The sequence below is a fragment of the Methylomonas sp. MED-D genome, assembly GCF_050276835.1.
Classification (GTDB): Bacteria; Pseudomonadota; Gammaproteobacteria; order Methylococcales; family Methylomonadaceae; genus Methylomonas; species Methylomonas koyamae_A.
Window position 1 is genome coordinate 4,622,406 of the sequence record NZ_CP189965.1, and the last position, 25,931, is coordinate 4,648,336.

The window sequence follows — 25,931 nt, forward strand, 5'->3', positions numbered from 1 at the left end:
CGTGCATTTCCAGATTTGGCGACCCGGTGGACCCGAGCGGCGAATTCGCGGTGCCGCGACTTTGCGCCGCGCCCGCCGATCTGCCAGAATGCGGCGTCGGCCGCTTCCGAGGCAATCCATGAACGCTACCCGCGAATACCCGCCGCTAATCGCCGCCTTGCTGAATCCGGCGATGTACCCGCATCCGGTCAAAACGGTGGCGATTCTGGAAACCCATATCTCGTGGGTCGTTCTGGCCGGGCGCTACGCCTATAAAATCAAGAAGCCGGTCGATTTCGGATTCTTGAATTTCACCGACTTGGCGCAACGCGAGTTTTTCTGCCTAGAAGAGTTGCGCCTGAACCGACGCCTGGCGAAATCGCTTTACTTGGACGTGGTGACGCTGGGCGGCACGCCGGGACACCCCGGCTTTGGCCTGAGCCCAACGGTGGAATACGCGGTAAAGATGCGCCGCTTCGGCGCCGGCAGACTATTGGATGAGTTGCTGAATCAAAATCGGCTCACGCCGACGCACATCGATCATCTAGCCGACATCATCGCCCAATTCCACGACGGCCTGCCGCCCGCGCCGGCAACATCCGCATTCGGCACGCCGGACGCCGTCGCCGGGCCAGCCCGGCAGAATTTCCAACAGTTGGCCGAAACGGCGGCGGGCCGGAAATTCGCCGATCTGACCCAGCTGGCGGCCGCCAGCGCGGCCGAATTCGCCGCCGACGCTGACATCTGGCCGCGCCGCCGCCAAGCCGGCCGGATTCGCGAATGCCACGGCGACCTGCATCTGGGCAATATCGTGTTGCTGCGCGACCGGCCGGTCGCCTTCGACGGCATCGAATTCGCCCCCGAACTGCGCTGGATAGACACGATCAACGACAGCGCGTTTTTGGTTATGGACTTGCTGCATCGCGGCCGCGCCGATCTGGCCTACCGGTTTCTGAACCGCTACCTGGAAACCGGCGGCGATTACGCCGGCTTGGCCGTGCTGCGTTTTTACTTAAGCTACCGGGCTACGGTGCGCGCCAAAATCGCCGCGTTCCGCGCAGAACCAAGCGGCGACCCGATCCACCAGTCCGAATGCCACGCCTACCTAAAGTTGGCCGAAGCCAGTCTGCGGCGGCGGCGGCCGGTACTGCTGATCACGCACGGCCCGCCGGGCTGCGGTAAGACCGCGATTTCGCAGCTGTTATTGGAAGGTTTCGGCCTGATCCGACTGCGGTCCGACGTCGAGCGCAAACGCCTGTTCGGCTTAAGTCCCACCCAGGCCAGCGGCTCCGGGCTCGACGCCGGCCTGTACGCGGCCGAAGCCGGCCGGCAAACATACGTCAAACTTGCCGACACGGCCGGCGCGTTGCTGCGGCTGGGCTACCCGGTCATCGTCGACGCCGCATTTTTGAAACTGGAGCAACGCCGAGCGTTTCGCGATCTGGCCGCCGAACTCGACGCCGCCTTCATGATCGTTGCGGTGACGGCGGAAACCAGCCTGGCGCGCAGCCGCATCGAACGGCGCCTGACAACAGGCGGCGACGCTTCCGAAGCCGATCCGACGGTGCTGGCCCATCTCAGCGCCTCCGCCGAGGCCCTGACCGACACCGAGCTCGAACATACGCTGGTCTGCCGCAACGACACCACCCCACCACAGCTCCCCGAAACCTTATCCGCCAGGCTGCGGACTTTACTGAACCCGGAGGCGACCCAGCCATGAAAGCCATGATTTTCGACCGTCCCGGCCTGCCGCTCCGGGCCGCCGAGCGGGATATTCCGGAATGCGGCGCCGAACAAGTGTTATTGAAAGTCAGCGCCTGCGGCGTTTGCCGCACCGATCTGCATATCGTCGACGGCGAACTGACCGAGCCGAAACCGGGATTGATCCCCGGCCACGAAATCGTCGGCCGGGTCGTTGCCAAGGGCGCCAGCGTCGAACGTTTCGCGATCGGCCAGCGCCTGGGCGTGCCGTGGCTGGGCCAGACCTGCGGCCACTGTCGGTATTGCCTCGGCGGACGGGAAAATCTGTGCGACCAGGCTCGCTTCACCGGATACACGCTGGACGGCGGCTATGCGCAATACGCGGTGGCCGACCAGCATTATTGCTTCGCGCTGCCGGACGATTACAGCGACGCCGAAGCCGCGCCGTTGTTGTGCGCCGGCTTGATCGGTTACCGGGCGCTGGTCGCGGCCGGCGATGCCGAAACGGTCGGCATTTACGGCTTCGGAGCCGCCGCCCACATCATCAGCCAGGTGATGGTCTGGCAGGGCCGCAGCTTGTTTGCGTTCACCAAGCCCGGCGACGACGCGGGCCAGCGCTTTGCCCGGCAACTGGGCGCGTCCTGGACCGGCGACTCGAATAGCGCGCCGCCGCGCGCCATGGACGCGGCCATCCTGTTCGCGCCGGTCGGCGCGTTACTACCGCAAGCCCTGGCACATACGGTCAAGGGCGGCCGGGTGGTTTGCGCGGGCATCCATATGAGCGAGATCCCGGCGTTTCCGTATTCGATCTTGTGGGGCGAACGTAGCATTCAGTCGATCGCCAACCTGACCCGCCAGGACGGCGAGGCATTTTTCGAGATCGCGCCGCGCGCCGGCGTACGCACCAGCGTGGAAACCTTTGCGCTCGGCGATGCGAACCTAGCGTTGGCTAGCTTGAGAGCCGGATGCATTCAAGGCGCGGCGGTATTGACGATGCCGGATTGAACCGTTTCAACCAATCGCGGCCTATAAACCGGCTATTCCCGACTTCGCCGAAATTTTCGTTTGGCGCTTGGCTAAGCGCAATTTCCGGGTAAATTAGCGGCCGGATAACCGCATTTCCTAGCAAGGGCCAACTTTGCTAAAATCACGCTCCCGCCTTCACGATAATAACTATTACTATTCAAGAGCCATGAACAAAAAGAAAATCATCATTTTCGCCGCCTGCCTCGCGGGCTTGCTGGCGATCCAAATCAAATTCTTCCTGCCCTTTATGTACGATATCGCCGCATCCGACCTGTTCTTGGTCGAAAGCAAGGACGCCGCCAACCCGATGCCGGTCAGCAACGATATGACCGCGGTAGCCTTTGCGCACTGCAACAACTACATCAAGGCCGACGCGGACGAAGATCAGAATTTTAATTTCGCCGGCCAACCCACCAACGTCTGGAGCTTGGGTAATTACGAATACATCGTCAACGCCGATGTCGAGATCAGCGGCAAGGACACCGCTCCGGTACTGCGTCACTACGCTTGCCGCATTCAATACACCAAGGGCGACGATACCTCCGGCGCGGCCGACATCGAAAACTGGTCGTTGGACGGCATCAGCGGCTTGAAGGACTAAGACGTCGGCCCAATCCTAATCCCAATCCCCCCGCTTTAACCGTTTGCCCGACATTAAACCGGGCGGACGGTTGTTCAAGCTCCCCAACGACGGCGTTCGCCGTCAATCGATCCGCTTTAAGCCGACCCGCATCCGCCGATAGCTAAGCGGATAGTCGGAAATTACGCCGGCCCTTGCCCAAACGGCCGTCCGGCCGGTTCGACCGGAACAGTCCGCATAACCGACGAATAGAGACAGCGGCTCCGCTAACCGAAGTAGGCGGCGCTTAAACTGCCGCCACCACTTGGAATCTCGGCTTAAGCCTTACTCAACGGCCGCTACCATCCGTGTCAACGAAACGGGTTCCCAAACCATCCCCAGCCGAATCCGCAAGACTCGGCCGAGCGGCCGGGACCCGCTAAAAGTTGATCGTGATGGTGCCGCGTACCATGCGCGGCTCGACCGGATGCTTCAAAATGCCGGTGCCCGGATTATTGTAGGGATAGTTGTAATCGTAGGCGTAGGCGATGTCGTTGCTTTGCGAGCCGAGCAGGTTGAACACGTCGATTTCCAATTTATATTGCTTGCGCTTGATACCGGCGCCGAGATTGACGATGTTGGTATCGCCGGCCCAAAAGGTGCCGGATTCGTCCAGCGGTACGTGGCCGAAGTGGCGGAAGCGAAGCGTGCCGAACAAGCCGGTGCTGCCGGTCGGATCTTCGACGGTAATCCCGGTGCTAATCACCCGGCCAACCGAGTTGGGGACGAAGTTGTCGGTCGCGCCGTCCGGCCGCTCGGCGAAACGGGCCGTGGTCAACGCATAGTCGGCGTCCAGCGTCAGCCAATCGGTCGGCTTGTAGTAGTTGGTCCACTCGATACCATAGCGGTGCGACTTGCCGTTGACCTCGGTAGTGCCTTCGTCGCCGACGAACACCAGCTCCTGGCTGGACTCCAGCCACCATAACGCGAAGGTGCTGTTCAAGCCGGGAATGAAATTGCTGCGGATGCCGGCTTCGCCGCCGCGCGACCACGCCGCCGGCGTAATCCGCGCCGAGGAACCCGATAGCAAGGCGCCGCTGGTCGGCTCGTAATTGAGCGTCGTGCCTCTGGCATCGTTGGAATGGTAGCCGTAACCGATATTGAAGAAATACTCAGTGTTGTACCAGGGACCGATCACCAAGCTGAGTTTCGGGCTGATCATCGCCTTGCCGCGACTGCCGGAGTTGGCGGCGGCCACGTTGGCCGAACCGCTGCCGGTATCCAACACCTCGACGTCGTTATTGATGAAATCGCCGCGCAGGCCGGCAATCGTTCGCACTTTATCGTGCCAGTGGGTCGTGTTCTTGAAATAAGTGCCTATCGTGGTCACGCCGACATTACTTTTGCTGACGGTATTGACGATTTGGCGCGCTTCGGTTTCGTACAAGCCCAGGCCCATGATCTGATCGTTACGGAATTGCAAGCCGACGCTGTTATCCATATCGAAGCCGAACCATTTGTTGTAACGGGTATGTTCGAAATGGCCGCCGGTCTGCACCCGCCGCTCGGTTTGCAGGATTTGATCGCCGCCGGGACCGCGCGTGAAACCGCTGAAGTTGGAATACAAATTCAAGTCGGTGTACAACACGTACAGATTGGCGTCGTTTTTCCAGTCGCTGCCTTGGTTCCAAAAACTGCTGGAAACGCTGTAACGGTTGGTTTCGCCGCCGTCGGTCGGGTCCATGCTGCCGTAGAGTCCGATGCCGCCGTTGTCGACCGCCGCCTGCGGAATCTGGTTGGTCGCGGTCCAACTGTTCGAATAAGCCTTGGCGTTTAATGCCAAGCCCCAATCCTCGCCGCCCAGCGAGTAGCGCAGTTGGCCGTTGAATTTTTTGGAGTCTTCCGGCACCTGCCAGACGCCGTTGTAAAGGTTGAACTCGCCGGCATACAGCAAGTCGCCGTCGCCCAGCTTCATCGAGTCGGCGACCAAGGTCCGATAGTAATCGTACTGGCCGGCGGTGAATTTCAATATGCCTTGCGACAATTTATCCATCGTGTACATCTTGGCGTAACCGGCCGCCGAGAAGTCGCCGACTTCCGCGTAGTAAGGCCCCTTGCCGTATTCGACTTTCTTAACCAACTCGGGAATGATGCTGTTGATGTCCATATAGCCCTGGCCGTGGGCGTGGGTGGTCATGTTCATCGGGATACCGTCCACATAGGTCGTGAAGTCGGTGCCGTGGTCCAGGTTGAATCCGCGCAGGAAATATTGATTGGCCTTACCGGAACCGCTGTGCTGGGTGGCGACCGCCCCGGGTATGACTTCGACCAGCTCGCCGTTACGGGACAACGGACGATGCTCGAATTGTTTTTGGCTGACCTCGCCCTGCGAGGCCGATCCGGCAATGCCGATCAAATCCTTGGCGCGGCCGGGTTCCTCGACCTCGACGGCTTCCATCTCTTCAATCTTCTCCTGTTTGGCCTTGGTTTTGCGCTTGACGGACTCGGCGCGCGCCGGCACGGCCTCAGCGGTTTGCACGGTCTGGTCCGGTTCCGCCGCGAAGCCGAGCTCGGCAAGACCCAATCCTAAAACCAACTCCAGGCCGATGGCCAAACGGGTTTTTCCTAATTTTCTGTTGTAACACTTCATGTCAGCTCCGTGCATATTGCCGAGAATGTAGATTTGACGCCGGCCAATCCTGACCAGCGCGATGGGCGGCGCATGGCGCCAATGATTGCGAATGCTTCATCGTCTTCCTCAAGTGTCGAAATTTTCGTTATTTTTATGGTTTTGGTGTTGACCTTGACCGGAACCGGCCAGAGTTTGGCTAACGCGAGCGGCGACTTGTCGGAAATAAGCCGGCGCGAACGAAACTTGAAATCCACCGATACGACGCGCTTCGGGACTACGAGAAGCTAGGTCCGGTGCGATCGCGAAACGCAGCGATGGGACAGGCAGGAGATCGACAGGGCGATACCGGCTATCGGAAAATGTTACGAAGGTAAGGCCGCCGGATACGGCAAGCAGTGCGCGAAAACAGTGGTTTTCGGCGGGAAAAATCGGGAAGGTATCTAACGGGGCAAAAACGAAGCGAGCGGAAACGACGGGCAAGGCAGGCGGCGAAGTCAGGCCGACGCCGTTACTCAGCAGCGATTTGCCTGGCGTGTGATTAATGCTCGGAAAAAAATGCTTGAAGCGGATATGAGCGGAACCGCCGTCGTCCGGCGCAATCAGGGCTAAACCCGATTCGGGCCACCCGCCACCGTCGGCGGTTTCGGCTAATCCGCGAAGGAGTTCGCAATCCGCCACCGCTTGAGCCATGCCGCGCCGCGCCGATGCCGACACCGCCTCCGACACGCGTTCGACCGATTGCCAAGCCGGGAGATGCCCGGCCTCGAAGCCCTCGATTGCCAAGCTTTCGGCCGCGAAAGCAGGCGGTGCGGCTTTCGCGAGCGCTATGTTCGAGAAACAGGCCGTCAGCAGAAAGGCAGCAACCAGCACCGCCAGCTTAGCGACCAGGAAGCCGGCGCCGTGCAGCAGCAGGGTCGCCAACATGAAACCTGCGGTATAGGACAATAAGCTTGCCGAAGCCGAAATTTCCTGGCCGTGAGCCAGCCCGTGGAAAAAAGCGAAAAACGCCACGATGGCCAGATTGACAGTCGTGCCGTAACTGACCCGCCGGCCAATCAACACCGCGAATACCCCGCAGGACAGCAAAATCAGCCCTTCCATGCTCGGAATCGCCAACCCGGCCGCGCCGGCCAAACCGCCTAAACTCATCACGCCGACGAAAGCCAACGGCAACATCCAGACGGCACGGCCGCGTAGTTGCGCGGCCCAGATACCGACGGCCAGCATCGTCACCAAATGATCCCAACCCTTCCAGGGGTGGTTGAAGCCGCTGCTCCAGCCGCCGATGTCGGCGCCGGCGAATGGTCCCGCCCAAAACCCCAAGCCCACCGCCGACAACAAGCCCAACGCCAACCAACGCGCGAGCACGGGTCGCTGGCGATAGGCAGCGGTTATGCGAGTAGTGGGCGACATCGGAGATACTCTGAGAGTGGTTAGGGCTTAAAAAATATTTGTAGGATGAATTGACAATCTATCATACGGCAGATCATACTGCTTTCCGAATATGAATTTTAAAAAAAACATCCTATCGCTACGGTAATCGAATGTTGCTGCTCGATTTACGCGCCGCCAAAACTGTATCGCCTTCAACTATGCGGATGGAAATGGGTGTGGGTTTGCCCGTGATGGCTATGTTGATGCTGCACGGCCGCCAGTTTGACCGGCACCAAGTTCAGCGCGCTATGCCTAACGCCGGTTTCGGCGGACAGTTTGTCGGCGAAACCGCGGATGCGCTGGGTCAAGCCGCGCAAAAACAAAGTCTCCAGGCAATCGTCGTGGTCCAGATGGACGTGCATCGACGACACCACCAAATCGTGGGCCTCGTGTTGATGACTGGTCAGGCGTTCGGACAAATTCCGCTCGTGATGGTTGTAAACGTAGGAGAGCGTCGCGATGCTGTAGATGGCTTCGTCTTCGACCAGGCGCTTGGTTTCGATTTCCTTGCGCAACAAATCACGCACGGCTTCCGAGCGGTTGGAGTAACCCCGAGCACTTATCCATTGGTCGAATTCGACGGCCAATTCGTCGCTCAAAGAAATGGTAAATCGTTCCAAGACCGGCTCCTGTCGTTATTGTTATCGGAAACGCCCGATTATAACCCAAGCCGACCGGTGCCCGATCTGCAACCGGAAACACGCCGGCCTTGTCTCGTCAACGGAGCCTGAATGTCCGCCAGCCCCTACACTCACGATCATTTCAGCAAGATATTGATTCGCGGCCAGGCGGCGATTGCACTGCTATTGCTGCTGCTACTGCCCGCCGCCAACTTTTTTTATCCCACCGCTTACAGCCTGAAGGCCGGCCTGCACGGCGTCTGCGCGATATTGGCGGTCGTCGCCGGCACCTATTTGACCCACCGCGCGCTGCCTCTGGTTCGCGGGCTTCATGTCGACCTGACTTCGCTGCGGTATTGGCTGGTGGCAGCGACACTGCTGAATCTGGCCGGCGCGATCAGCGGCAACTGGATCTACATGCGTTATCGCGGCCAGCACGGTCCGCGCGACTGGATATTGCAACAGGTGCCGGCCTTCCACAACGTGCTGATGGAATTCAAGGAATTCGTTTCGCTGTTTCCGTTTCCGCTAATGTTGTCGGCCACCTTTCTGTTGTATTACTACGGCCTGCCGAACGCGCTACGCCGCGACGTCGCCCGCTTTGTCGGCGTGACGATCTTGGTGTCCTGGAGTTTTCTGCTGCTGGGTTTCGCGGCCGGCCTAATCCTGGCGAAACTCCGCTTCGTTTGACCTTTACGAGCCGACCATGACAGATTCCACCGAAAACCGAACCGCGTACTCCGGCCCGGCTGTCGCCGCCAGCCTGTCCTTGCTGCTGGCTTTTTTAACATTGATGATCACCCACCACATCTCGCGCCTGACGCCGACGCTGGATAAATGGGTGCATGGCTACGGCTACTGGATACCCGGCTCGCGCGGCAGCGGACCGGACGGCGCGATCGGCTCCTATTCCGGCAAGGAAACCCTGGCGCTCGGGGTCTGGCTGGCGAGCTGGCTGATTCTGCATTTTCTGTGGCGAAAACAGGAACTGGCTCTGCAAGCGTGGACGCGCCTGTTCGTGATTGGCTTGGCCCTGATCACCCTCGGCTTCTTCCATCCGCTCGCCGACCCCATCGTGTTGTTCATCGCCGGCTGGTTCGACCTCCCCTAACGCCATGCGTACAAAATTCATGCTTCGCTACACGCTTACCGCCATTCTCGGCTTGGCAATCAATGCCGCCAGCCAGGCCGAAGGTATCCTGCTGAAATCCGATCCCAAGAACGGCGCCGAAATCGGCGAGTTCGACGGCACGGTCAAATTTTGGTTTAGCGGCAATGTTGGCGGTCGCTCGCCTTCGGTGGTGGTCGTCAACGGCAACGGCCAGCGGGTCGACAACGGCGATGCCCGCTTGGTTCTCGGCGAACGGCATCGACTAACCGCCACCACCAAGCCCTTGCCGCCCGGCCCTTACGCGATGCGTTATCGGGTGATTACCGAAGACGGCCTGATCGTCAGCGGCGTGTCGAAATTCGTGATCGCCGCAACCCCAGCCGCCCCGGAGAAACATCCATGAATCGCGCTCGACTGATTTTCGGTCTCATCCTGTGCGCGGGCGGCATCGAACAAGCCGCGGCGTCGGTGCCGCTCGGCGGCAACCGCAAGGGTGCCGGCGGCAGCTACGACCTGTACGGCTGCATGCTCAGCAACGATTACTACGTCGTCAATTTTGCCGCCTATCAGTTCGACCCGACCCAGGCCAAGGACAGCAAGGCCTTACCTCAAGCTGAATGCGTGGACATTCCGGCGACCGGCAAGACTCAGATCAGCGTCGATCTGCTGGATCTGGACGTTCGCAAGAAACCGGTAGCCTTGAAAATTCTACGCGAGGACGGCCAAATCATCGTCGAGCTACCAATGACGGTCGCCAAGCAAGGCGTGCTGACCACCACCGTGGATTTCAAAACCCCCGGCAAATACCAAGCAATACTCAGTGTCGACGACACCGATCTACATACCGCGCCCGAGGTCGGCGCGCTGCACATGCCGCTGACGGTCGGACTAGCCGTGGAAAGCACCGGCCCCGCTAGCCGCCTATCCGTTCTGATCGGCGCCGTCGGCATCGCCATTGCCGGCGCGGCCTATTTTGTGCCGCGCCTATTAAAACCTCGACCGGCCGATTCGACCGGCTGAGCCGCGCTCATCATCCGGCCGACAAGGGTACCGCAAAATCCCGCTAAGGCAGGGACATCCACCGCTTATTCAACCGTCACAGGAATCGACGATGAAAACTCTGATTTTTCCACTGAGCTTGGTCGCGGCCTCGGCCTTGCTGTCCGGCTGCGCCCATCGCCACGACGAACACCCCGCCGCCCAAGCCCACCCACACTTCGCGCCCGGCCTAGGCGAATTCATGGCCCAGACCGCCGCCCGCCACGCCAAACTCTGGTTTGCCGGCCAAGCCCGAAACTGGCCGCTGGCCGCCTACGAAGTGGAGGAACTGCACGAAGGTTTGGAAGATGCCGGCCGCTATCACCCGAGCCACAAACAGATCAAGGAGCCGATTCCAAGCCTGATTGCCGCGCATATGGATCAACCGTTAGCCAAACTGGAGCAGGCTATCGCCGCGCGGGACCCGCAAGCATTTATCGAACATTACGATAAGCTGACCGAAGCCTGTAATAGCTGCCACCGGCAAACCGAGTTCGGTTTCAACGTGGTCGTCCGTCCCACAAGCAATCCGTTTACCAATCAGGCGTTCGGCACGTCCGAGTAATGACGAAGGTGGTGCCCAGCGTGGCGCTATCCCCAAACGCTTTCTACCTTAAACCTGCCCGTTCAAGACAAGAATGCTAATCTCCGCCGGGCCCGGCAACACCTAAACAATAAAAAGCCGTCAGTCCAACGGACTTGACGGCTCAATACCAGGCATCGACCGAACATCGCTCGATGCCAAAAACCCCCGTTTATTGGTATTTCGGCAGATTCGCGAAACCTTCCTTGGCAGTCTTCAGCTCTTGTTCGGCGCCGGCAAAATCGGATTTTTTCACCAGCTCCCTGGACTTTTTCAGCTTGAGTACCACTTTGTCGCGTTCGAATTCGAATTTGTAGTTGGCGCTCAGTTCGCTGGCAATTTCAGACGCATCCTTGATATGGGTCGCGATTTCTTGAGCATTCCCGGAAGGTAGCGCGTCCAATGCCGCCTGAATTTTCACATCGACTTCTTTCAAAATCTCGGGGATCGGTTTTTTTACTTCTTTCGCGAACGTCGAGCCGGTAAAGCCCAATAGAGAGAAAAACAGCGCGAAGGCAACAAACATTTTTTGAAACGACATGGGGTCTAAACCTCTAAATATAACTGACTGATAATTAAAATTATTGTTTCGGATACATCATTAATTGCGCACTTACCTAAATACTCCTTTTTTATCAAACGTAAAAAACGGCGAATGGAACTCTCCGCTAACGATCTAGCGCGCCATCGGCCTTGCTTGCCGATACTTTCGCGCTAAACGACCGAAGCAATGCCCGGTCGCGACGCCAACAACCAGCAAGATCAACGTCGCCAGCGCAAAGCCCCCTGAATACGCGACGGCGTCGGCATCCAGCCACATGTCATAGGCATGCAAGTAACCGTGCAGCACTGCCAACAGCTCGATGCTCAACAGTCCGACGCCCACCGGCACTCTCGCGCCCAAAACCAAGAACAAGCCCAGCATCGATATCGAAGCGACCATGACCGCTTCTGCAAAGGGAATTTCAACGGGGATCAGCGTCAAGCCGCAACCGACTGCCATAGCTGCCACAAACCCCAGCGGCAGTAAACGACTCCAAGCACCAGGGGTTTGAGAAATCCACAATCCGACGGCCAACATCGTCAGCAGATGATCAGTGCCGGTCAACGGATGAAGTAAGCCACCGACAAAGCCGACGGATTCAGCCCCCCAGTGAAACGGATGGGCCTCGACAACCAGCGGCTGTAACAGAAGGACCGGAATCGTGCGTTGTAAAAAATCTGCCCTGCCATTCATCGCTACCTCCAATCAAGGCGGTTGAATATTGACCGATACCCCAGGCGTCTTGCCGGAAAAGGCGAAAAACTCGGCCAGGCCGAGCGGATTCAATCCAGGCAACCGCGCCAAGAGCGGACTATGACAACTGTGAAGACATGGCGGGGGCCGAGAAAACCGGCACTTGGACAGCAGTCCAAAATAGGCCGCCCCCCTAACCATTAGGGTATCGCTATGCCTTACCCAACCAAGCCTGGAATGCCTCAAGGCTGAGCGGATGAATAAGACGAGTTCATTTTAGCAGAGATAGGAATAAATAAAAATATTTCATAACGGCCTGATTTTTTTGCCGACCCAGCTCAACGCCGGCGTGCGAAGCGGCCTCAACCGGTCTCGGCGGATGCCGTCGGTACGCTTTACCAACCGGATTTACGATGGGAAATTAAGTTGAGCTGTTCTGCGACAATCCAATTGCGGCAACCACTTATTGACGATGGAGGAGTGGGAATTACGTCGATTTGCGGCGTAACTCCCTGTATCCGAACGCTAGAAACAATCGCAGTGACTGACCCGTGCGCTCGGCATTCCCGGTTTGGACACGAAAGTCAGCCTGAAGCTTGACGGCGATTATGGTCGCGGCGATTGATCAAATCGGCCGACAAATTCAGGACCACTCGCCGCAATGATCTGAAACGTCGGCGGTTAACATTAAGAAACTCAAGCTTAGTAACACGCCCCACTTGCCCGAGCACGGGACAAGCGAGGCCGCGAACAAACGCTACTCAGCGGGCGTCGAACCGATCCAAGTCCATCACCTTGGCCCAAGCCTTGGCGAAATCCTGCACGAACTTTTCCTTGGCATCGTCGGATGCATAGACTTCCGCGACTGCCCGCAATTCGGAGTTGGAGCCGAAGATCAAATCCACCGGCGTTGCAGTCCATTTAAGTTGGCCACTAGCCCGGTCCTTACCGTCGTAAACGCCTTCGGTCGCCGACTTGCCCCATTGCGTGGACATATCCAGCAAATTGACGAAAAAGTCGTTAGTCAACGTGCCGGGCCGACTGGTGAACACGCCGTGCTTGCTATGGCCTGCGTTGGCATCCAGCGCGCGCATACCGCCGATCAACACCGTCATTTCCGGCACGCTCAATGTCAGGTAGTTGGCGCGCTCGACCAGCATTTCCGCCGGCGAATGGGCGTTATCCTTGCCGAAGTAGTTACGAAAACCGTCGGCTTTGGGCTCGAGTACCGCCGCCGAGTTCACGTCGGTTTGTTCCTGCGAGGCATCCATCCGGCCCGGTTTGAAGGGTACCTGTACTTTAAAACCGGCTTTTTTCGCCGCTTCTTCCACGGCCGCCGAACCGCCGAGCACGATCACGTCGGCCAGCGAGACTTTCTTGCCGCCTTTCAAGGAACGGTTGAAGTCGGTTTGGATGGTTTCCAGGCGAGCCAGCACTTTGGTCAGTTCGGCGGGATCGTTGGCTTCCCAGTCCTTCTGCGGCGCCAAGCGAATTCTGGCGCCATTGGCGCCGCCTCGCATATCGGTGCCGCGAAAGGTCGCCGCCGATGCCCAGGCGGTTCTGACCAATTCCGGTATCGTCAAATCCGAGGCCAGGATGGTTGCTTTCAATTTGGCGGTGTCCTTGGCGTCGATCAGCTTGTGATCGACTTTCGGGATCGGGTCCTGCCAGACAAAATCCTCGGCCGGCACTTCGGCACCGACGTAACGGGCCTTGGGCCCCATGTCGCGGTGCAACAGCTTGAACCAAGCCCTGGCAAACGCGGCTTCGAATTCTTTCGGGTTATCCAGAAAGCGCTTAGAAATTTTTTGATACTCCGGGTCCATTTTCAACGCAATATCGGTCGTGAACATGATGGGCGCATGACGTTTGTTGGGGTCGTGCGCGTCCGGCACAAAGTTTTCGCCTTTGTTATCCTTGGGAATCCATTGGGTGGCGCCGGCCGGACTCTTGGTTTGCTGCCAATCGAAGGTGTACAGCCAGGTCAGGTAGTCGTGGGTCCAACGGGTCGGATTGGTAGACCAGGCGCCTTCCAGACCACTACTGACGGTGTCGGCGCCATGTCCGGTTCCGCATTTATTGGCCCAGCCCAAACCTTGCTGTTCTATACCGGCGGCGGCCGGTTCCTTGCCGACGCATTCGTCGGGTTTATGAGCGCCGTGGGCCTTACCGAAGGTGTGGCCGCCGGCGATCAGCGCCACGGTTTCTTCGTCGTTCATCGCCATCCGGCCGAAGGCCTCGCGAATATGCTTGGCGGCCGCCAACGGATCGGGATTGCCGCCAGGACCTTCGGGATTGACGTAAATCAGCCCCATTTGCGTGGCGCCCAACGGTTTCGCCAGTTCGCCGTCGGCGTCATGGCGTACGTCGGCCAGAAATTTCTTCTCCATGCCCCAGTTGACGACCTCGGCTTCCCAGTCGTCGGCCCTGCCGCCGGCGAAACCGAGGGTTTTGAAACCCATATCTTCCAACGCGACGTTACCAGCCAGCACCATCAAATCGGCCCAGGATAATTTAGCGCCGTACTTCTGCTTGACCGGCCACAACAAGCGGCGGGCCTTGTCCAAGTTGACGTTATCCGGCCAACTGTTGAGAGGCTCGAAGCGTTGCTGGCCGCCGGAAGCGCCGCCGCGGCCGTCGAAGATACGATAAACGCCGGCGCTATGCCAGGCCATCCGGATGAAGAACGGACCGTAATTGCCGTAATCGGCCGGCCACCAGGGCTGAGAGGTATGCAACACGTCGGCGATGTCTTTTTTGACCGCTTTCAGATCCAGGGTTTTGAATTGTTCCGCGTAGTTAAAGGCCTTGCCGAGCGGGTTGGACTCGGCCGCATTCTGGCGCAGCGGTTTCAAATCCAGTTGCTCCGGCCACCAGAAATTGTTGGTGGTGGGCTGTATGTCGGCCTGTACCGGCGCGACATGCAAGGCCGTGATAATAGCGACCGCCAAAGCGGAAGCCAGGAAGGTTTGTCGGGTTTTCATGATGCACCTCTAGTCCTGATGATGATTGGTCGAAAATGCTTGCCGTTGCCCGCTCGGTCAACTTCTCCGCTATCTGGCCAAACGAAGGCAAGCAAAATTGTAGAGCCGATGTCCGGAATTGACCGACTCGGCCTTCGGCGGCGACGGCATTGCCGAACCGGTTAAACGTTATGCAAGGACGTGCCATCGAATTTCGCGCTCGCCTTGTGATGTTGTCGGCGAGACTATTCAACCGAATTCCGCCATCGGACTGAAATTGATTTCTTGGATGGGCCGATAGTTCGCATCAATAGCAGCGGAACCCGCGCAATCATGGATAATGTTTCCGGCCGTCGGTTCCTTTCGGCACATCTTAAATACACGGGTCACCACGAATGAATTTGCGCGATTTAAGCTATCTGGTCGCGGTAGCGGATTTAAGAAACTTCAGTCAAGCCGCCGAACATTGTTCGATTAGTCAGCCCACCCTCAGCACGCAGATCAAGAAGCTCGAGGATTATCTGGGCGCGGACTTGTTCGTGCGGGAGAAAAACCATGTGGATTTGACCGAAGCCGGCCGCGAGGTTCTACCCCTCGCCCGCCGCATCCTGGACGATGCCCGCTCGATCCGGCAAATCGCCGCCCACGCCGGCGGACGGTACCGCAATCACTTATCGCTGGGCGCGTTTCCGTCGCTGGCAAGTTACGTACTGCCGGAATACGTGTTTCGCATCAAGCAACATTATCCGGAACTGAAACTGCAGTTGGTCGAGGAAAAAACCCAGGCTCTGATCGCGCTTCTGCTGAGCAAAAAGCTGGACGCGGCGCTGCTGGCCCTGCCGGTGGCCATCGACGCTCTGGAACAACGCATCTTATTCGAAGATCCGTTCACGCTGGCGGTTTGCGCCGACCACCCGTTGGCCGAGTTGGACGAAGTGGAGTTGGGCATGGCGGCCCAAGAGAATCTGCTATTGCTGGACGAAGGCCACTGTCTGCGCGACCAAGCGCTGAAGCTGTGCGATCCGTCCCGATTCGTCGAACACGATTTCCGGGCCTCCAGCCTGGAAACCCTGCGCTACATGGTCAAGAACGGCGTCGGCGTGACGCTGATGCCGTCGGTAGCGGTGCAGCCGGACGACAAGGACATTCGCTACATCGCTATCCGCCAGCGGCCCAGCCGCACCATTGCGCTGGTGTGGCTGAAGGCCCATCCCCGCGCCGGCTTGCTCGAGGACTTGGCGGGACTATTGGCTTACAAACCGCTGGTCTGAGATTCGTTCCACCGCCTTCGCGCGCCGATCTGCCGCGCGGAAGTCCCGCGAGTGCCTCTTGCTCGACGCGCCCAATATGTGTTGACAAATTACCGCACTCGCACCACCGGGCTGGAAGTCTTTGCGTTGTAGGTAACGGCCAGCAGCGCGCCCTGAACCGGCAACCGCTAGTCTGGAATACGGCACCACGCGCCGGACTCGCTTCGTTATTACTACTCGCGTAGAATCTCGTCCGTCCGTAAGTCGCGGCGCTTGTGAATGACTGCTAACACTTCAATATGGGAGGGTTTGATCTCGTAAAGGATGCGGTAGGAGTAAAGCGAAAGTTCGCGTACTGCCTCGTCGCTCAACTCCGGTACCATGCGCCCAATACGGGGCAGTTGATCCAAGTCAAGCGTTTTAGCGACCAACGCTTCGGCCACCCGTTTGGCATAAATCGGTGAGTCCTGTGCGATGTAGTCGTGAATGTGACGAAGCTGGCCCAATGCGTGATCGGTCCACTTCACCACGCTTGAATATCTCTCAGCACCTGTTCGGCGGGTACGGTTCTGCCCTGTTCGGCGTCTTTCCGGCCGCGACGGATATTTTCGAGCACATAGAGCCGGTACATGATTTCTTCCATGTCGGCGGTATCGGGTAAGCGCTGGATGATGGCAAGGGCTTCTTGTTTAGTGGTCCGTTGTCGTTGCATGGTGTACTTCTCCTTTGGTCGCTGACGGTTTTAGACTTATCCGGCATGGCCCGGAGCACTGATATAGTGTGCATTGGCGACCACCATTCTACCGGTTGGACGCGGTAACCACCATCGTCGAGAAACAGGGCTCTTCAACACCGTCCGCGCAAGCCAGTTCAAGGTGAAGCGGAAGACAAGATACACAACGTTGCGAGGTCGCCTCGCTAAAACTCGTACTTAAACCCCGCCTGCACCAAACGCGGCGCGCCGGGTTGGATGCCGCGCACCCGGTCGACGATGTAGGTGTTGTCCAGCATGTTTTTCATCGAAACGAACAGGGTGAGGTCTTTGCGTACCTTGTAGGAGCTGGCGAAGTTGACCACCACGTAATCGTTAATCTTGCCGAACTGGCCGGACTTGATCAGCGCGTTGCGTTGAGCAGTGGTGCCGACATCCAACGGCAGGTCGCCGGCGCTGTTCAGGTTCATGAAGTCGGCGAATTGCTCGCCGACGAACACCGCTTCCAAGTGTGCATCGAAGCCGCTGGCATGCGAGTAGCCCAGCGTCGCGGTCAGCAGGTTTTCCGGCGCGTAGGGCGCGCGTTTGCCTGCCGCCGAGCCGAATACGTTCCCGCCCGGACAGAATCGGGTGAAGGTCGCGTTCTGGCTGGAGCCGGTCGCCTGGCCGCTGTCGGTCAGGCAATGAAACGGCGACGTGGTTTCTGCGGTCGGCAGCCAGGTGTAGGCGACTTGCGCGTAGGGATTGTGCGCCCAGCCGAACACGTCGCCGAGATCGGCCCGCGCCATCAATTCTAAACCGTCATACAGCGCTTTGCCCTGCGCCACCGGGGTATCGACGCCGCCAACCGTACCCAAGGCAGTCAGGGTATCGAAATCGTTGTGGAAATAGGTTACTTCGGCTTTAACGCCGCGCGCCGGTCTGGCCCGGACGCCGAATTCGGCGTTCCAACTGATTTCCGGGCCAATCTCCACCGCCGCGCCGTTGGCATTGTTGACGCTGTCCTCGACGCGCGGCGGCGCGAAGCCGCGATGGATGCCGAAAAACAACGTGGCCTGATCGATTGGACTGTAGGTCACCGCGAACGACGGCAGGATTTCGGTCATGCCGTTGCCGCCGGCGATCCCGGTTCGCACATCCTTACGCTGGTAACTCACCGACTCGACCCGAACGCCGGGGGTCGCCGTCCAGTTTCCCCAAATGAATTGATTTTGGAAAAAACCGGAATAGGCATCGGCGAAACGCTGGTTGTTTTCCAGCAAGGTGCCGTCGCGCGCGGTCGGCGAGCTGCCCTGGATTTGCCGGCGGTACTGGTTCTCGAAGTGCGCGCGAAAACCCGCATCCAAATGGCTTTCGACGCCGAACAGATCGTGCTTGGCATGTAGAGTCGGGGCAATGCCCCAGGTTTCGTAATTGCGCTTGCGACCGATGTTGTAGTTGCAGTCGTTCATATCCACCGCGATGCCGTTTTCGCGATTTTGCACGTAATTGGCGATGCCGAGGCTGCTGCATTGGTTTTCGGTCGGGAACTGATTCTGCTGCCGCCACCAGTTGCGTTCGTAGGCCGACCAGTAAAAGCTGGTTTCCAAGGTCACGTCCTTATTGAAGTTGTGCTCGTAGGTGGCCGAGGTGGACCAGCGGTCGTTGATGAAGCTGGCGTTCTTATCCGGATTGTAACGAGCGCCCAGCTTGCGGTATTCGGCGTCGGTCAAGCCGAAGGCCGCGCCTTGCTCGTCCTGGTGGTAAAAATCGCCGCGTAGCGTCAGGCGATTGCGCGCGTCAAAGTCGATGATGCTTTTCAGGTTGGCGTCGTCCACCACGGCGAAGGTGTTGTCGCGATTTTCCATGCCTTCCTTGTGAATGTAATCGACCACGCCGCCGACCGCATCCAGGCCTTGCACGTTCTTGACCATGCCGCCGTAACGGGCATGGCCGTTCAGATAATCGCGGTTGCCGCCGGTAAAGCTGACGAAACCGCCGGGCGTGGTCGGTACCTTGGGCGTCAGATAATTGATCGCGCCGTTGATGGTTTGTGGGCCGAATTGGGTCAAGTCGGCGCCCTTGTAAATTTCGATGCCATCGTAGCGCTCGATCGGCGGATGGTAGTAGATGTCGTTATCGCCGTAGGGCGCGAAGTTGAACGGAATGCCGTCCTCCAAAAACAACACCTTGGTGGAGCGAAACGGGTTTTGGCCGCGAAACGCGATATTCGGCCGCAAACCAAAGCCTTCCTCGTCGCGGACATAAACGCCGGGGGCCTTGCGCAAGGCCTCGTTGACGGTGAATACCTGGTCGCGCTCCAGGGTTTGCTTGTCGATCACCGAGGTGGAGCCGGAGAAGGTCGCGGCCTTCTCGACGCTTTCGGCGACTTCGACGCTGGGCAAGGCCTCGTTTAGATCGGCCTCCGCCGTTTGAGTTCGAGTCGACTCGGCGGTTTCGCCGGCAAACACACCTTGGGCCAGCGCGCCGACGATCAGCGCCGGCCATACTCCGCATTTATTCTGCATGTCGTTCACTTCCCGTTCGAATTTGAGTTGGCACATCCTCCGCCCCGGCCGGCTTTCCCGCCGGAATCCACCAACCGAAGCGAAGGATGCTTAACGCAATTTAACGAACACGCGTGAATCGAAACTGAAAATCGGCTCTGGATTTAGCGGCTCAACGGTAGACGCACCGTCGCCAGAAATCCGCCCAATGCCTTGCTGCGGCCGAGGTGCAGGCTGCCTTTGTAACTATCGACGATGTCGGCGACGATACCCAAACCCAGGCCGTGACCTTGCACCGACTCGTCCAGGCGTGCCCCGCGCCGGGTTAACCCCGGCAATTCGGTTTCGCCGCAACCCGGCCCGTCGTCGGCGACCCGCACCAACACCTCGTCGGCAAAGGCCAGCTCAACATCAATGCGCCGCCTGGCCCATTTGCAGGCGTTGTCCAGTAGGTTGCCGAGCATTTCCATCATGTCTTCCCGGTCGAAATGCACCGATGCGTCCGGGGCGGTGATCTGAATATCCAGGTCCTTCTCGGCATGGATCGCCCGCAGGGTTTTTTTTAACGCCACCAATTCCTTGCGGGGATTGAACGCGGCGCTGGCCTGCTGGTCTCCGGCGATCCGGGCACGTTTCAGTTCCCGCTCGATGCAGCGCCGGATGGTTTCGGTTTGGCCCCGCACTTGCTCGCGCAAGTCGGGATGGTCCAGAAACGCCGGTTCTTCGGCAACCCGAAACAGCAAGGCCAGCGGCGGCTTCAGCGCGTGCGCCAGATTGCCGATCGCGGTACGGGACTGCTGCAAGCGCCGGGCAACCAGTTCCAGCAAATGATTGATCTCGTTCACCAGCGGTTTGATCTCGTCCGGCACGTCCAATTCGATACGCTGGCGCCGACCAGCGCAGACTTGTTCCAGTTCGCCGCCGACCAGCGTCAGCGGCCGCAACGCGCGTCCGACATCCCAACTCAGCACGCCGATCGCAGCCATCAGAATCGTCAACGTCAGCGCAAAGTAGGCGGCGCGTATCCAGGTGATATCGTGATCGACCGCCGACAAATCCTCGGCGATATGAATGTTGATTCTATGACCAAAGCGCACCGCGCCCAGGCTCAACACCAGTAACGGTCGATTTTCCGGACCGGACAGATGATAGAGCGTCTGCTGTTCCGGCCCAACGGCTTGAACCGGTAACGGAAAATCCAGCAGCGACGGCGACGGATGGGCTTCGGCGTCGATTTTGACCAGATAGTAATGGCCGGACAGCGGCCGGCTGTAGACCGAGCTGATCCGCAAGCGGTTGAACGAGAGTTTATCGTCGTCGGCAGAGGCCAGCGATTCCAGTAAGGAATAACCGTCGTCGGCCAATCGATTCGCCATCTGGCTCTCGGCGACGGTGCGGATGACCCAATCCGCCGCGATCCAATGCACGACGAAAATCACGCACAGCGCGGCGATCAGGCCGCGGCCCAGGCGCTCGCGCAACGCCATCATGGCCGGCTTCCGAACACGTAACCCTGGCCCCGGCGAGTCTGGATCAAATCGCTGCCGACAATCTTGCGCAGGCGCTTGACGTAGACTTCGATGACATTGCTGTCTGGCTCGTCCGATTCGCTGTAGATATGTTCGCCTAATTGCGACTTGGTCAGGACTTTGCCGGCGTTCATCATGAAATAGCGCAACAGCCGAAACTCGATCGCGGTCAGCGGGTAAGCCTCCCCGCCATTGACCGCGGCGGTTTGCTCATCCTCGTCGAGCAGGACGCCCAACACCTGCAACGTAAACTGATTATGGCGGTGAACCCGTTTCAAAATGGCTTGCAGCCTGACCAGCAATTCTTGCGGATGAAACGGCTTACCCAAATAATCGTCGGCACCGGCCTTGAAGCCGTCCACTTTCTCGTACCAGGCATCGCGAGCGGTCAAAACGATCACCGGCGTGGCATTGCCGGCATCCCGCCAGCGTTTCAAAACGTCGAGGCCGGCCAATTTGGGCAAGCCTAAATCGAGTATCGCCGCGTCGTAATCTTCGGTAGCGCCGAGAAACTCACCGTGCTCGCCGTCCGCGGCCGTATCGACGACGTAGCCGGCCCGCTCCAAGTCCATCTTTAGCGGCGCCGCTAATGCAACGTCGTCTTCAACCAACAGCAATTTCATCGCCTAAGCTCCATGCTCCGCGTTTGCCGGGACAAGCGCCGACTCGGCGCGCGCCGATCATTGAATCCGCAATAAATACCCGTCGGTTTTCTCGCAACCCGGCTTGCTGTGCGCGGTGACGTTGAGCCGCGCGAAACCGTGCTCGATCGGCCGAGGCAATTTGCCCCTGACTTCGGTCTGACCATTTTTCAGCGGAAAAAACTTCAACTCCTTGGCGGATAAATGGTATTGAATAGACCCTGAACTGATATTGGCGACGATAGACGTCGTCGTGGTATTGGACGAAACGATAAAGCTGAACTCGGTAAACGATTGCAGGTATTTATTCGGCGCCGGTTGAAACTCAGTGAATATCGGTTTGTCGCAATGGCCGGAACTGGAAGAACTGCCGTATGCCAGCGCATCGCCGGCCGCCAAGCCCAACGCCAACGCGATAACGGTCTTGATTGAAGCCTTCATGTCTTACTCTCCCGTTTAGTTATTATTTTGGACATAGCTTATCAACAAATTCGCGACGAGCGGATGAATTCGACCCTGCTGCCCTTACAGTATTTTAGCGACTCAATACCATGCCAGCCCTAGCCTTTGTCGATTTGGAGACCACCGGCGCCTCGCCGCGACAAGACCGGATAACCGAAATCGGTATCGTCTTGGTCGATGCCGACGGCGTCCGGGAATGGAGCCAACTGGTCAACCCGCAAATGCGCATTCCGCTGTTCATCGAACAAATGACCGGCATCAGCAACGAGATGGTCTCAGGCGCGCCGCCGTTCTCCGCGATCGCGCGCCAAGTCTGGGAACTGTTGGAAGATCGAGTATTCGTCGCTCATAACGCCCGTTTCGATTACAGCTTTCTGAAAAACGAATTCAAGCGCCTGGACCTGCCGTTTCAGCCGCAAGTGCTTTGTACGGTCAAATTGTCGCGCGCACTCTATCCCCAATACCACCACCATAATCTGGACAGTCTGATCGAAAGGCACGGCCTGACCGCCAACGATCGGCATCGCGCCTTGGCCGACGCCCAATTGATTCATCAGTTTTGGGAGCATCTGCATCGCGAATTCCCGGCCGAGCGTTTGACCGACACGGTGGCCGGTTTGCTCGGCAAATCCAGCCTGCCCTCGCGGATCGACCCGCTGTTGACCCACGAATTGCCCGACGTACCGGGCGTCTATTTGTTTTACGGCGAAAACGATTTGCCGCTCTACATCGGCAAAAGCGTGAATATTCGGCAGCGGGTGCTCGCCCACTTCGCGGCCGACCACCGCCACGACAAGGAAATGAATCTTTCGCAACAACTCAGGCGCATAGACTGGCTGGAAACGTCCGGGGAATTGGGCGCGCTGCTGACCGAAGCCAAGCTAATCAAACAAATGATGCCGGTCTATAACCGCCGTCTGCGCCGCAAGAATGCGCTGGGCGCTTGGCGGCTGGCGCAACACGGCGAACAAGTCCGCCCCGAACTGGTCTGGGCGGACGCGCTGGATTTCGGCGGTCAGGACAATCTGTACGGCCTGTACCACAGCCAGCGCGACGCCCAAAAAGCCTTGCGCGGTCTGGCCGAGCAACACGGCCTTTGCCTGAGCGTGCTGGGCCTGGAGAAAACCGTGCCGGGACGACCCTGCTTCGGCTATCAATTGAAAAAATGCGCGGGCGCCTGCGTCGGGGCCGAACCACACTTGGCGCATGCCGGCCGCTTATTCGTTGCGATGCAAAAACTTAAATTGGCGACTTGGCCCTATCCCGGCCCGATAGGCGTTCGGGAAGGCGACGACATGCACGTCATCGACCGCTGGTGCTACCTGGGCAGCGCCCGCACCGAAGCCGACGTCGCCGAACTGCTCGAGGCCGGCCGGCCGGCTTTCGATCGCGATACCTATACCTTGCTCGCCAAGATGCTGAAAAAGGCCCGGATTATTCCGCTGGCAAGCCGCTCACCCGCTGGGCTCGATCTGGCCGACAACTTCTAAACTACTGCCCACCGAACCGCCGCCCGGCACGAGAATAGAACCAATAAAAAACACTTGTTCTTGATTTGTTTTGTTTGTATAGTCTTTCAAAACAAACACAGAACAACCATGACACTGACCCGTAAACAACAAGCGCTTTTCGACTTCCTGCTGCAAAACCAGGACAGCTTCACCCATCCGCCGACGCTGGAAGAACTGTGCGCGGCAATGGGCTTGAAATCGCGCGGTTCGCTGCATAGCCAAATCAAGGCCCTGATCGACGCCAACCTGGTCGAAGCGCCGGAACGCAAGCAGCGCGGCATCCGCCTGACCGATTACGCCAAATCGTTGGCCGCCCCGACCCAGGATTCCAGTCTGCTGCCGCTAGTCGGCTATATCGCCGCCGGCCGGCCGATCGAAGCCATCGAAAACATCGCCTACATGGCGGTGCCCGAACCGCTGAAAACCGACAAACCTTGTTACATCCTGCGGGTCAAGGGCGACTCGATGCAGGAAGCCGGCATCTTCGACGGCGACTGGGTCGTCATCGAGCAACGCAGCCACGCCCGCAACGGCGAAATCGTCGTGGCCTTGGTCGACAAGGCCGAGGCCACCTTGAAATTTATCGAGCAATACCCCCACGAAACCCTGCTGGTTCCCGCCAACTCTCAGATGCAGGCTATGCGTTTTCGGCCCGAGCAAGTGGAGATACAAGGCGTACTGGTAGGCCAGATGCGCAGTTACACCCACCCTTAAAACCGGAGGCAATCATGATTCGTCACACCGTCCATATGCGCGACCAAAAAGCCAACCAAGTCGCGATGCTGAACCGGGTCGCCCGCCAGTCGGCGATCAATATGCTGGAAGAAATCACGTTGGTGATCGTATTGTGGGGTGTGTTTTTGCTGGCGACCGGTTGACGCCAGCCTACGGATATTGACGATGTATAAGCTGTGCTTTTTCGTACCCGCCAGCCATCTGGAGCCGGTCAAAAGCGCGCTGTTCGCCGCCGGCGCCGGCCATGTCGGCGATTACGACCGATGCTGTTGGCAAACCCTCGGCATCGGTCAATTTCGGCCGTTGCCCGGTAGCGTCCCCTATTCCGGCCGAACCGGCGAGGTGACGCAAGTCGAGGAATACAAAGTCGAAATGGTTTGCAGCGCGGCCTCGATACGTCCGGCGCTGGCCGCGCTGCTCGCCAGTCACCCCTACCAGCAACCGGCTTACGAAATCCATCGCTTGATCGATCCCGACGCGCTACCCGCAGCCGATTAGGCGACTCGCCAACCAGCCTCGCTCCTGCTCGAGGCGTCGCCAACGCCGCATTTTTCGATTTTAAAACGGCTTGAAGACGTTGCCGGCGTTTTTTCAGACTTCCGGCACAGCCGCCCGCGCTTCCGCCGACGGTTATCGCATGCTAAACCGTCCCGACCGGATATAAAAATCTCCGGAAGGCAGTTACCGGAGTCTCGACCACACCCGCGCCACCCTCGGGGGGCGCTAAACGTCGGCCACGGCGCCGCAGCAACCGGTGGCAGCCTCGCCGAAGCTGCTGGAAGGGTCCGGCGCTTTTTGTACGCCTCCGGCCTGGATTTATATCCGGTCCATGTCAATGGAAGTATGGTCCAAGCGAATTTTGAGCTGTTATTCGTCGTCAAGCACGCGGACTTCGGCTCCTTCTCGCAAAAGGGTAGCCGAACCCAAACACGAAGATCGTTCGCATCCGTTATGCTGCACGGCGCTAACTCTTCCCCGGCTCAAGCTTCTTGGCCTTTCAGGCTTTCCGCAGATGGATGGCGCCCCCAGTCCTAGCCGAATTGGACGCTTCTCCGAGGCGGATCGATAGCGGGGCTATCTGGGGAAAACCGGTCTTCAATGAATTTCATTGAGCACATCGTCAACGATGTAAAAACGGTTTTCGGTAATCACATCCGCCGCGATTCGACTGTTTAGTAGGTTGTCCACATCATCCAGCACGCGGTCGAGTACGCTCGGGAGTTCGGCGCGTTCGGCCGATTTGCGCAAGGCTTCGCCCCATATCGCGATATGCCGGGTCGTGATGCGGCGCACCGTATTATCCTTGGCCCACTCCGCCGCGATGGCGGACCCCAACAGCGCCAACTTCGTCTGCATCTGGCTTTTTAGCGAGGGATCGGCAAGCTTGGTCGTCAAATCTAGGCTAATTTCAATCCAGCCCGTCGGATACAGTTCCCAACCCCGGTAAAAACGTTCGACCCAGGTCAGATATTCCTGCAAACTTTGCAACTCGGCATTTTGGCGGTCTCGCTGGTACTGTTCGGCAAACCCGACCGGCGCCGGCATGTCCTCGGGCCAAGCGGATCGGTGGAAATCGGCTGTCGAGCAACCCCAAAGCAAACCCATCGTCAAGCAAATCAGAACGCGGACTTTCATTGCATTGCTTCCAGTTCGGAAAGGAATGCGGGGATTGTAGAGCGGCGCCGATGACAGGACGATTAAGGTCCTGTTACCGCAATTTGA

Annotated in this window: 26 protein-coding genes; 13 read left to right on the forward strand and 13 right to left on the reverse strand. The window is 58.6% G+C overall.

Going from position 1 to position 25,931, the window contains the following annotated elements:
- Window positions 1-118 precede the first annotated feature (118 nt).
- From ACQE3E_RS20530 to ACQE3E_RS20540, 3 genes are all read left to right on the forward strand, one after another.
- Entirely contained in the window at window positions 119-1,699 is a 1,581-nt protein-coding gene (locus ACQE3E_RS20530) for an AAA family ATPase (RefSeq protein ID WP_313730468.1), read from the forward strand.
- Window positions 1,696-2,685, forward strand: coding sequence for a zinc-dependent alcohol dehydrogenase family protein (locus ACQE3E_RS20535; RefSeq protein ID WP_064030901.1), 990 nt, complete (start codon window positions 1,696-1,698; stop codon window positions 2,683-2,685). Before ACQE3E_RS20530 ends, ACQE3E_RS20535 begins: the two co-directional genes overlap by 4 nt.
- 187 nt (window positions 2,686-2,872) lie before the next feature.
- Window positions 2,873-3,307 (forward strand): hypothetical protein, encoded by a 435-nt coding sequence (locus ACQE3E_RS20540; RefSeq protein ID WP_071158810.1) that lies wholly within the window; start codon window positions 2,873-2,875, stop codon window positions 3,305-3,307.
- A gap of 397 nt (window positions 3,308-3,704) precedes the next feature.
- Here the strand turns inward: ACQE3E_RS20540 and ACQE3E_RS20545 are convergent, their stop codons facing one another.
- The 3 genes from ACQE3E_RS20545 to nikR all read right to left on the reverse strand — a co-directional run bounded on the left by ACQE3E_RS20545 (window position 3,705) and on the right by nikR (window position 7,951).
- On the reverse strand, window positions 3,705-5,915 hold the full coding sequence (locus tag ACQE3E_RS20545) for a TonB-dependent receptor (protein WP_071158812.1): 2,211 nt from the start codon (window positions 5,913-5,915) through the stop codon (window positions 3,705-3,707).
- 108 nt (window positions 5,916-6,023) lie between these two features.
- Entirely contained in the window at window positions 6,024-7,310 is a 1,287-nt protein-coding gene (locus ACQE3E_RS20550; RefSeq protein ID WP_313730467.1) for a HupE/UreJ family protein, read from the reverse strand.
- Between the two features lie 173 nt (window positions 7,311-7,483).
- The gene (gene nikR / locus ACQE3E_RS20555; protein ID WP_313730466.1) at window positions 7,484-7,951 is read right to left on the reverse strand and encodes a nickel-responsive transcriptional regulator NikR; all 468 of its coding nucleotides are present in this window, start codon (window positions 7,949-7,951) and stop codon (window positions 7,484-7,486) included.
- A 111-nt stretch (window positions 7,952-8,062) separates the two neighbouring features.
- On the opposite strand from nikR, the gene ACQE3E_RS20560 reads away from it, so the two are divergent.
- The 5 genes from ACQE3E_RS20560 to ACQE3E_RS20580 all read left to right on the forward strand — a co-directional run bounded on the left by ACQE3E_RS20560 (window position 8,063) and on the right by ACQE3E_RS20580 (window position 10,665).
- Window positions 8,063-8,641, forward strand: coding sequence for a hypothetical protein (locus tag ACQE3E_RS20560; protein WP_313730465.1), 579 nt, complete (start codon window positions 8,063-8,065; stop codon window positions 8,639-8,641).
- Window positions 8,642-8,657: 16 nt separating this feature from the next.
- The gene (locus tag ACQE3E_RS20565) at window positions 8,658-9,062 is read left to right on the forward strand and encodes a hypothetical protein (RefSeq protein ID WP_313730464.1); all 405 of its coding nucleotides are present in this window, start codon (window positions 8,658-8,660) and stop codon (window positions 9,060-9,062) included.
- 19 nt (window positions 9,063-9,081) lie between these two features.
- Window positions 9,082-9,465 carry a copper resistance CopC family protein gene (locus ACQE3E_RS20570; RefSeq protein ID WP_313730463.1) on the forward strand — a complete coding sequence of 128 codons (384 nt, stop codon included), beginning with the start codon at window positions 9,082-9,084 and terminating at the stop codon, window positions 9,463-9,465.
- Entirely contained in the window at window positions 9,462-10,082 is a 621-nt protein-coding gene (locus ACQE3E_RS20575) for a hypothetical protein (RefSeq protein WP_313730462.1), read from the forward strand. Before ACQE3E_RS20570 ends, ACQE3E_RS20575 begins: the two co-directional genes overlap by 4 nt.
- A 91-nt stretch (window positions 10,083-10,173) precedes the next feature.
- Window positions 10,174-10,665 carry a hypothetical protein gene (locus ACQE3E_RS20580; protein ID WP_313730461.1) on the forward strand — a complete coding sequence of 164 codons (492 nt, stop codon included), beginning with the start codon at window positions 10,174-10,176 and terminating at the stop codon, window positions 10,663-10,665.
- Between the two features lie 190 nt (window positions 10,666-10,855).
- Here the strand turns inward: ACQE3E_RS20580 and ACQE3E_RS20585 are convergent, their stop codons facing one another.
- The 3 genes from ACQE3E_RS20585 to katG all read right to left on the reverse strand — a co-directional run bounded on the left by ACQE3E_RS20585 (window position 10,856) and on the right by katG (window position 14,904).
- Window positions 10,856-11,224, reverse strand: coding sequence for a hypothetical protein (locus ACQE3E_RS20585; protein WP_064030911.1), 369 nt, complete (start codon window positions 11,222-11,224; stop codon window positions 10,856-10,858).
- A 135-nt stretch (window positions 11,225-11,359) separates the two neighbouring features.
- On the reverse strand, window positions 11,360-11,920 hold the full coding sequence (locus tag ACQE3E_RS20590; RefSeq protein WP_313730460.1) for a HupE/UreJ family protein: 561 nt from the start codon (window positions 11,918-11,920) through the stop codon (window positions 11,360-11,362).
- Window positions 11,921-12,681: 761 nt separating this feature from the next.
- Window positions 12,682-14,904, reverse strand: coding sequence for a catalase/peroxidase HPI (katG, locus tag ACQE3E_RS20595; protein ID WP_427501009.1), 2,223 nt, complete (start codon window positions 14,902-14,904; stop codon window positions 12,682-12,684).
- Between the two features lie 374 nt (window positions 14,905-15,278).
- On the opposite strand from katG, the gene ACQE3E_RS20600 reads away from it, so the two are divergent.
- Window positions 15,279-16,154, forward strand: coding sequence for a LysR substrate-binding domain-containing protein (locus ACQE3E_RS20600; RefSeq protein WP_064030914.1), 876 nt, complete (start codon window positions 15,279-15,281; stop codon window positions 16,152-16,154).
- 212 nt (window positions 16,155-16,366) lie between these two features.
- Here ACQE3E_RS20600 and ACQE3E_RS20605 read toward each other — a convergent pair whose 3' ends face one another.
- The 6 genes from ACQE3E_RS20605 to ACQE3E_RS20630 all read right to left on the reverse strand — a co-directional run bounded on the left by ACQE3E_RS20605 (window position 16,367) and on the right by ACQE3E_RS20630 (window position 21,942).
- Entirely contained in the window at window positions 16,367-16,663 is a 297-nt protein-coding gene (locus ACQE3E_RS20605; RefSeq protein WP_313730458.1) for a type II toxin-antitoxin system RelE/ParE family toxin, read from the reverse strand.
- A complete protein-coding gene (locus ACQE3E_RS20610) occupies window positions 16,657-16,845 on the reverse strand; it encodes a hypothetical protein (protein ID WP_168028170.1) in 189 nt (62 codons plus the stop codon). The genes ACQE3E_RS20605 and ACQE3E_RS20610 overlap by 7 nt, the downstream gene beginning before the upstream one ends.
- Window positions 16,846-17,051: 206 nt before the next feature.
- Window positions 17,052-19,388: a TonB-dependent receptor family protein gene (locus ACQE3E_RS20615; protein ID WP_313730457.1), complete on the reverse strand. Its 2,337-nt coding sequence runs from the start codon at window positions 19,386-19,388 to the stop codon at window positions 17,052-17,054.
- A gap of 107 nt (window positions 19,389-19,495) precedes the next feature.
- Complete coding sequence (locus ACQE3E_RS20620) at window positions 19,496-20,821, reverse strand: sensor histidine kinase (protein WP_313730456.1); 1,326 nt, start codon at window positions 20,819-20,821, stop codon at window positions 19,496-19,498.
- The gene (locus ACQE3E_RS20625) at window positions 20,818-21,483 is read right to left on the reverse strand and encodes a response regulator transcription factor (RefSeq protein WP_071158834.1); all 666 of its coding nucleotides are present in this window, start codon (window positions 21,481-21,483) and stop codon (window positions 20,818-20,820) included. The genes ACQE3E_RS20620 and ACQE3E_RS20625 overlap by 4 nt, the downstream gene beginning before the upstream one ends.
- Window positions 21,484-21,540: 57 nt before the next feature.
- Entirely contained in the window at window positions 21,541-21,942 is a 402-nt protein-coding gene (locus ACQE3E_RS20630) for a hypothetical protein (RefSeq protein WP_064030919.1), read from the reverse strand.
- Between the two features lie 110 nt (window positions 21,943-22,052).
- Here ACQE3E_RS20630 and ACQE3E_RS20635 point away from each other — a divergent pair, with 110 nt between their 5' ends.
- The 4 genes from ACQE3E_RS20635 to ACQE3E_RS20650 all read left to right on the forward strand — a co-directional run bounded on the left by ACQE3E_RS20635 (window position 22,053) and on the right by ACQE3E_RS20650 (window position 24,707).
- The gene (locus tag ACQE3E_RS20635; RefSeq protein ID WP_313730455.1) at window positions 22,053-23,453 is read left to right on the forward strand and encodes a 3'-5' exonuclease family protein; all 1,401 of its coding nucleotides are present in this window, start codon (window positions 22,053-22,055) and stop codon (window positions 23,451-23,453) included.
- A 108-nt stretch (window positions 23,454-23,561) separates the two neighbouring features.
- Window positions 23,562-24,188 carry a transcriptional repressor LexA gene (gene lexA / locus ACQE3E_RS20640; protein ID WP_071158838.1) on the forward strand — a complete coding sequence of 209 codons (627 nt, stop codon included), beginning with the start codon at window positions 23,562-23,564 and terminating at the stop codon, window positions 24,186-24,188.
- 14 nt (window positions 24,189-24,202) lie between these two features.
- Complete coding sequence (locus tag ACQE3E_RS20645) at window positions 24,203-24,352, forward strand: hypothetical protein (protein ID WP_157197959.1); 150 nt, start codon at window positions 24,203-24,205, stop codon at window positions 24,350-24,352.
- Window positions 24,353-24,374: 22 nt separating this feature from the next.
- Window positions 24,375-24,707, forward strand: coding sequence for an NGG1p interacting factor NIF3 (locus tag ACQE3E_RS20650; RefSeq protein ID WP_313730454.1), 333 nt, complete (start codon window positions 24,375-24,377; stop codon window positions 24,705-24,707).
- Window positions 24,708-25,304: 597 nt separating this feature from the next.
- Here ACQE3E_RS20650 and ACQE3E_RS20655 read toward each other — a convergent pair.
- Window positions 25,305-25,844, reverse strand: a complete 540-nt coding sequence (locus tag ACQE3E_RS20655) for a hypothetical protein (RefSeq protein ID WP_313730453.1) — start codon at window positions 25,842-25,844, stop codon at window positions 25,305-25,307.
- Between the last annotated feature and the right edge of the window lie 87 nt (window positions 25,845-25,931).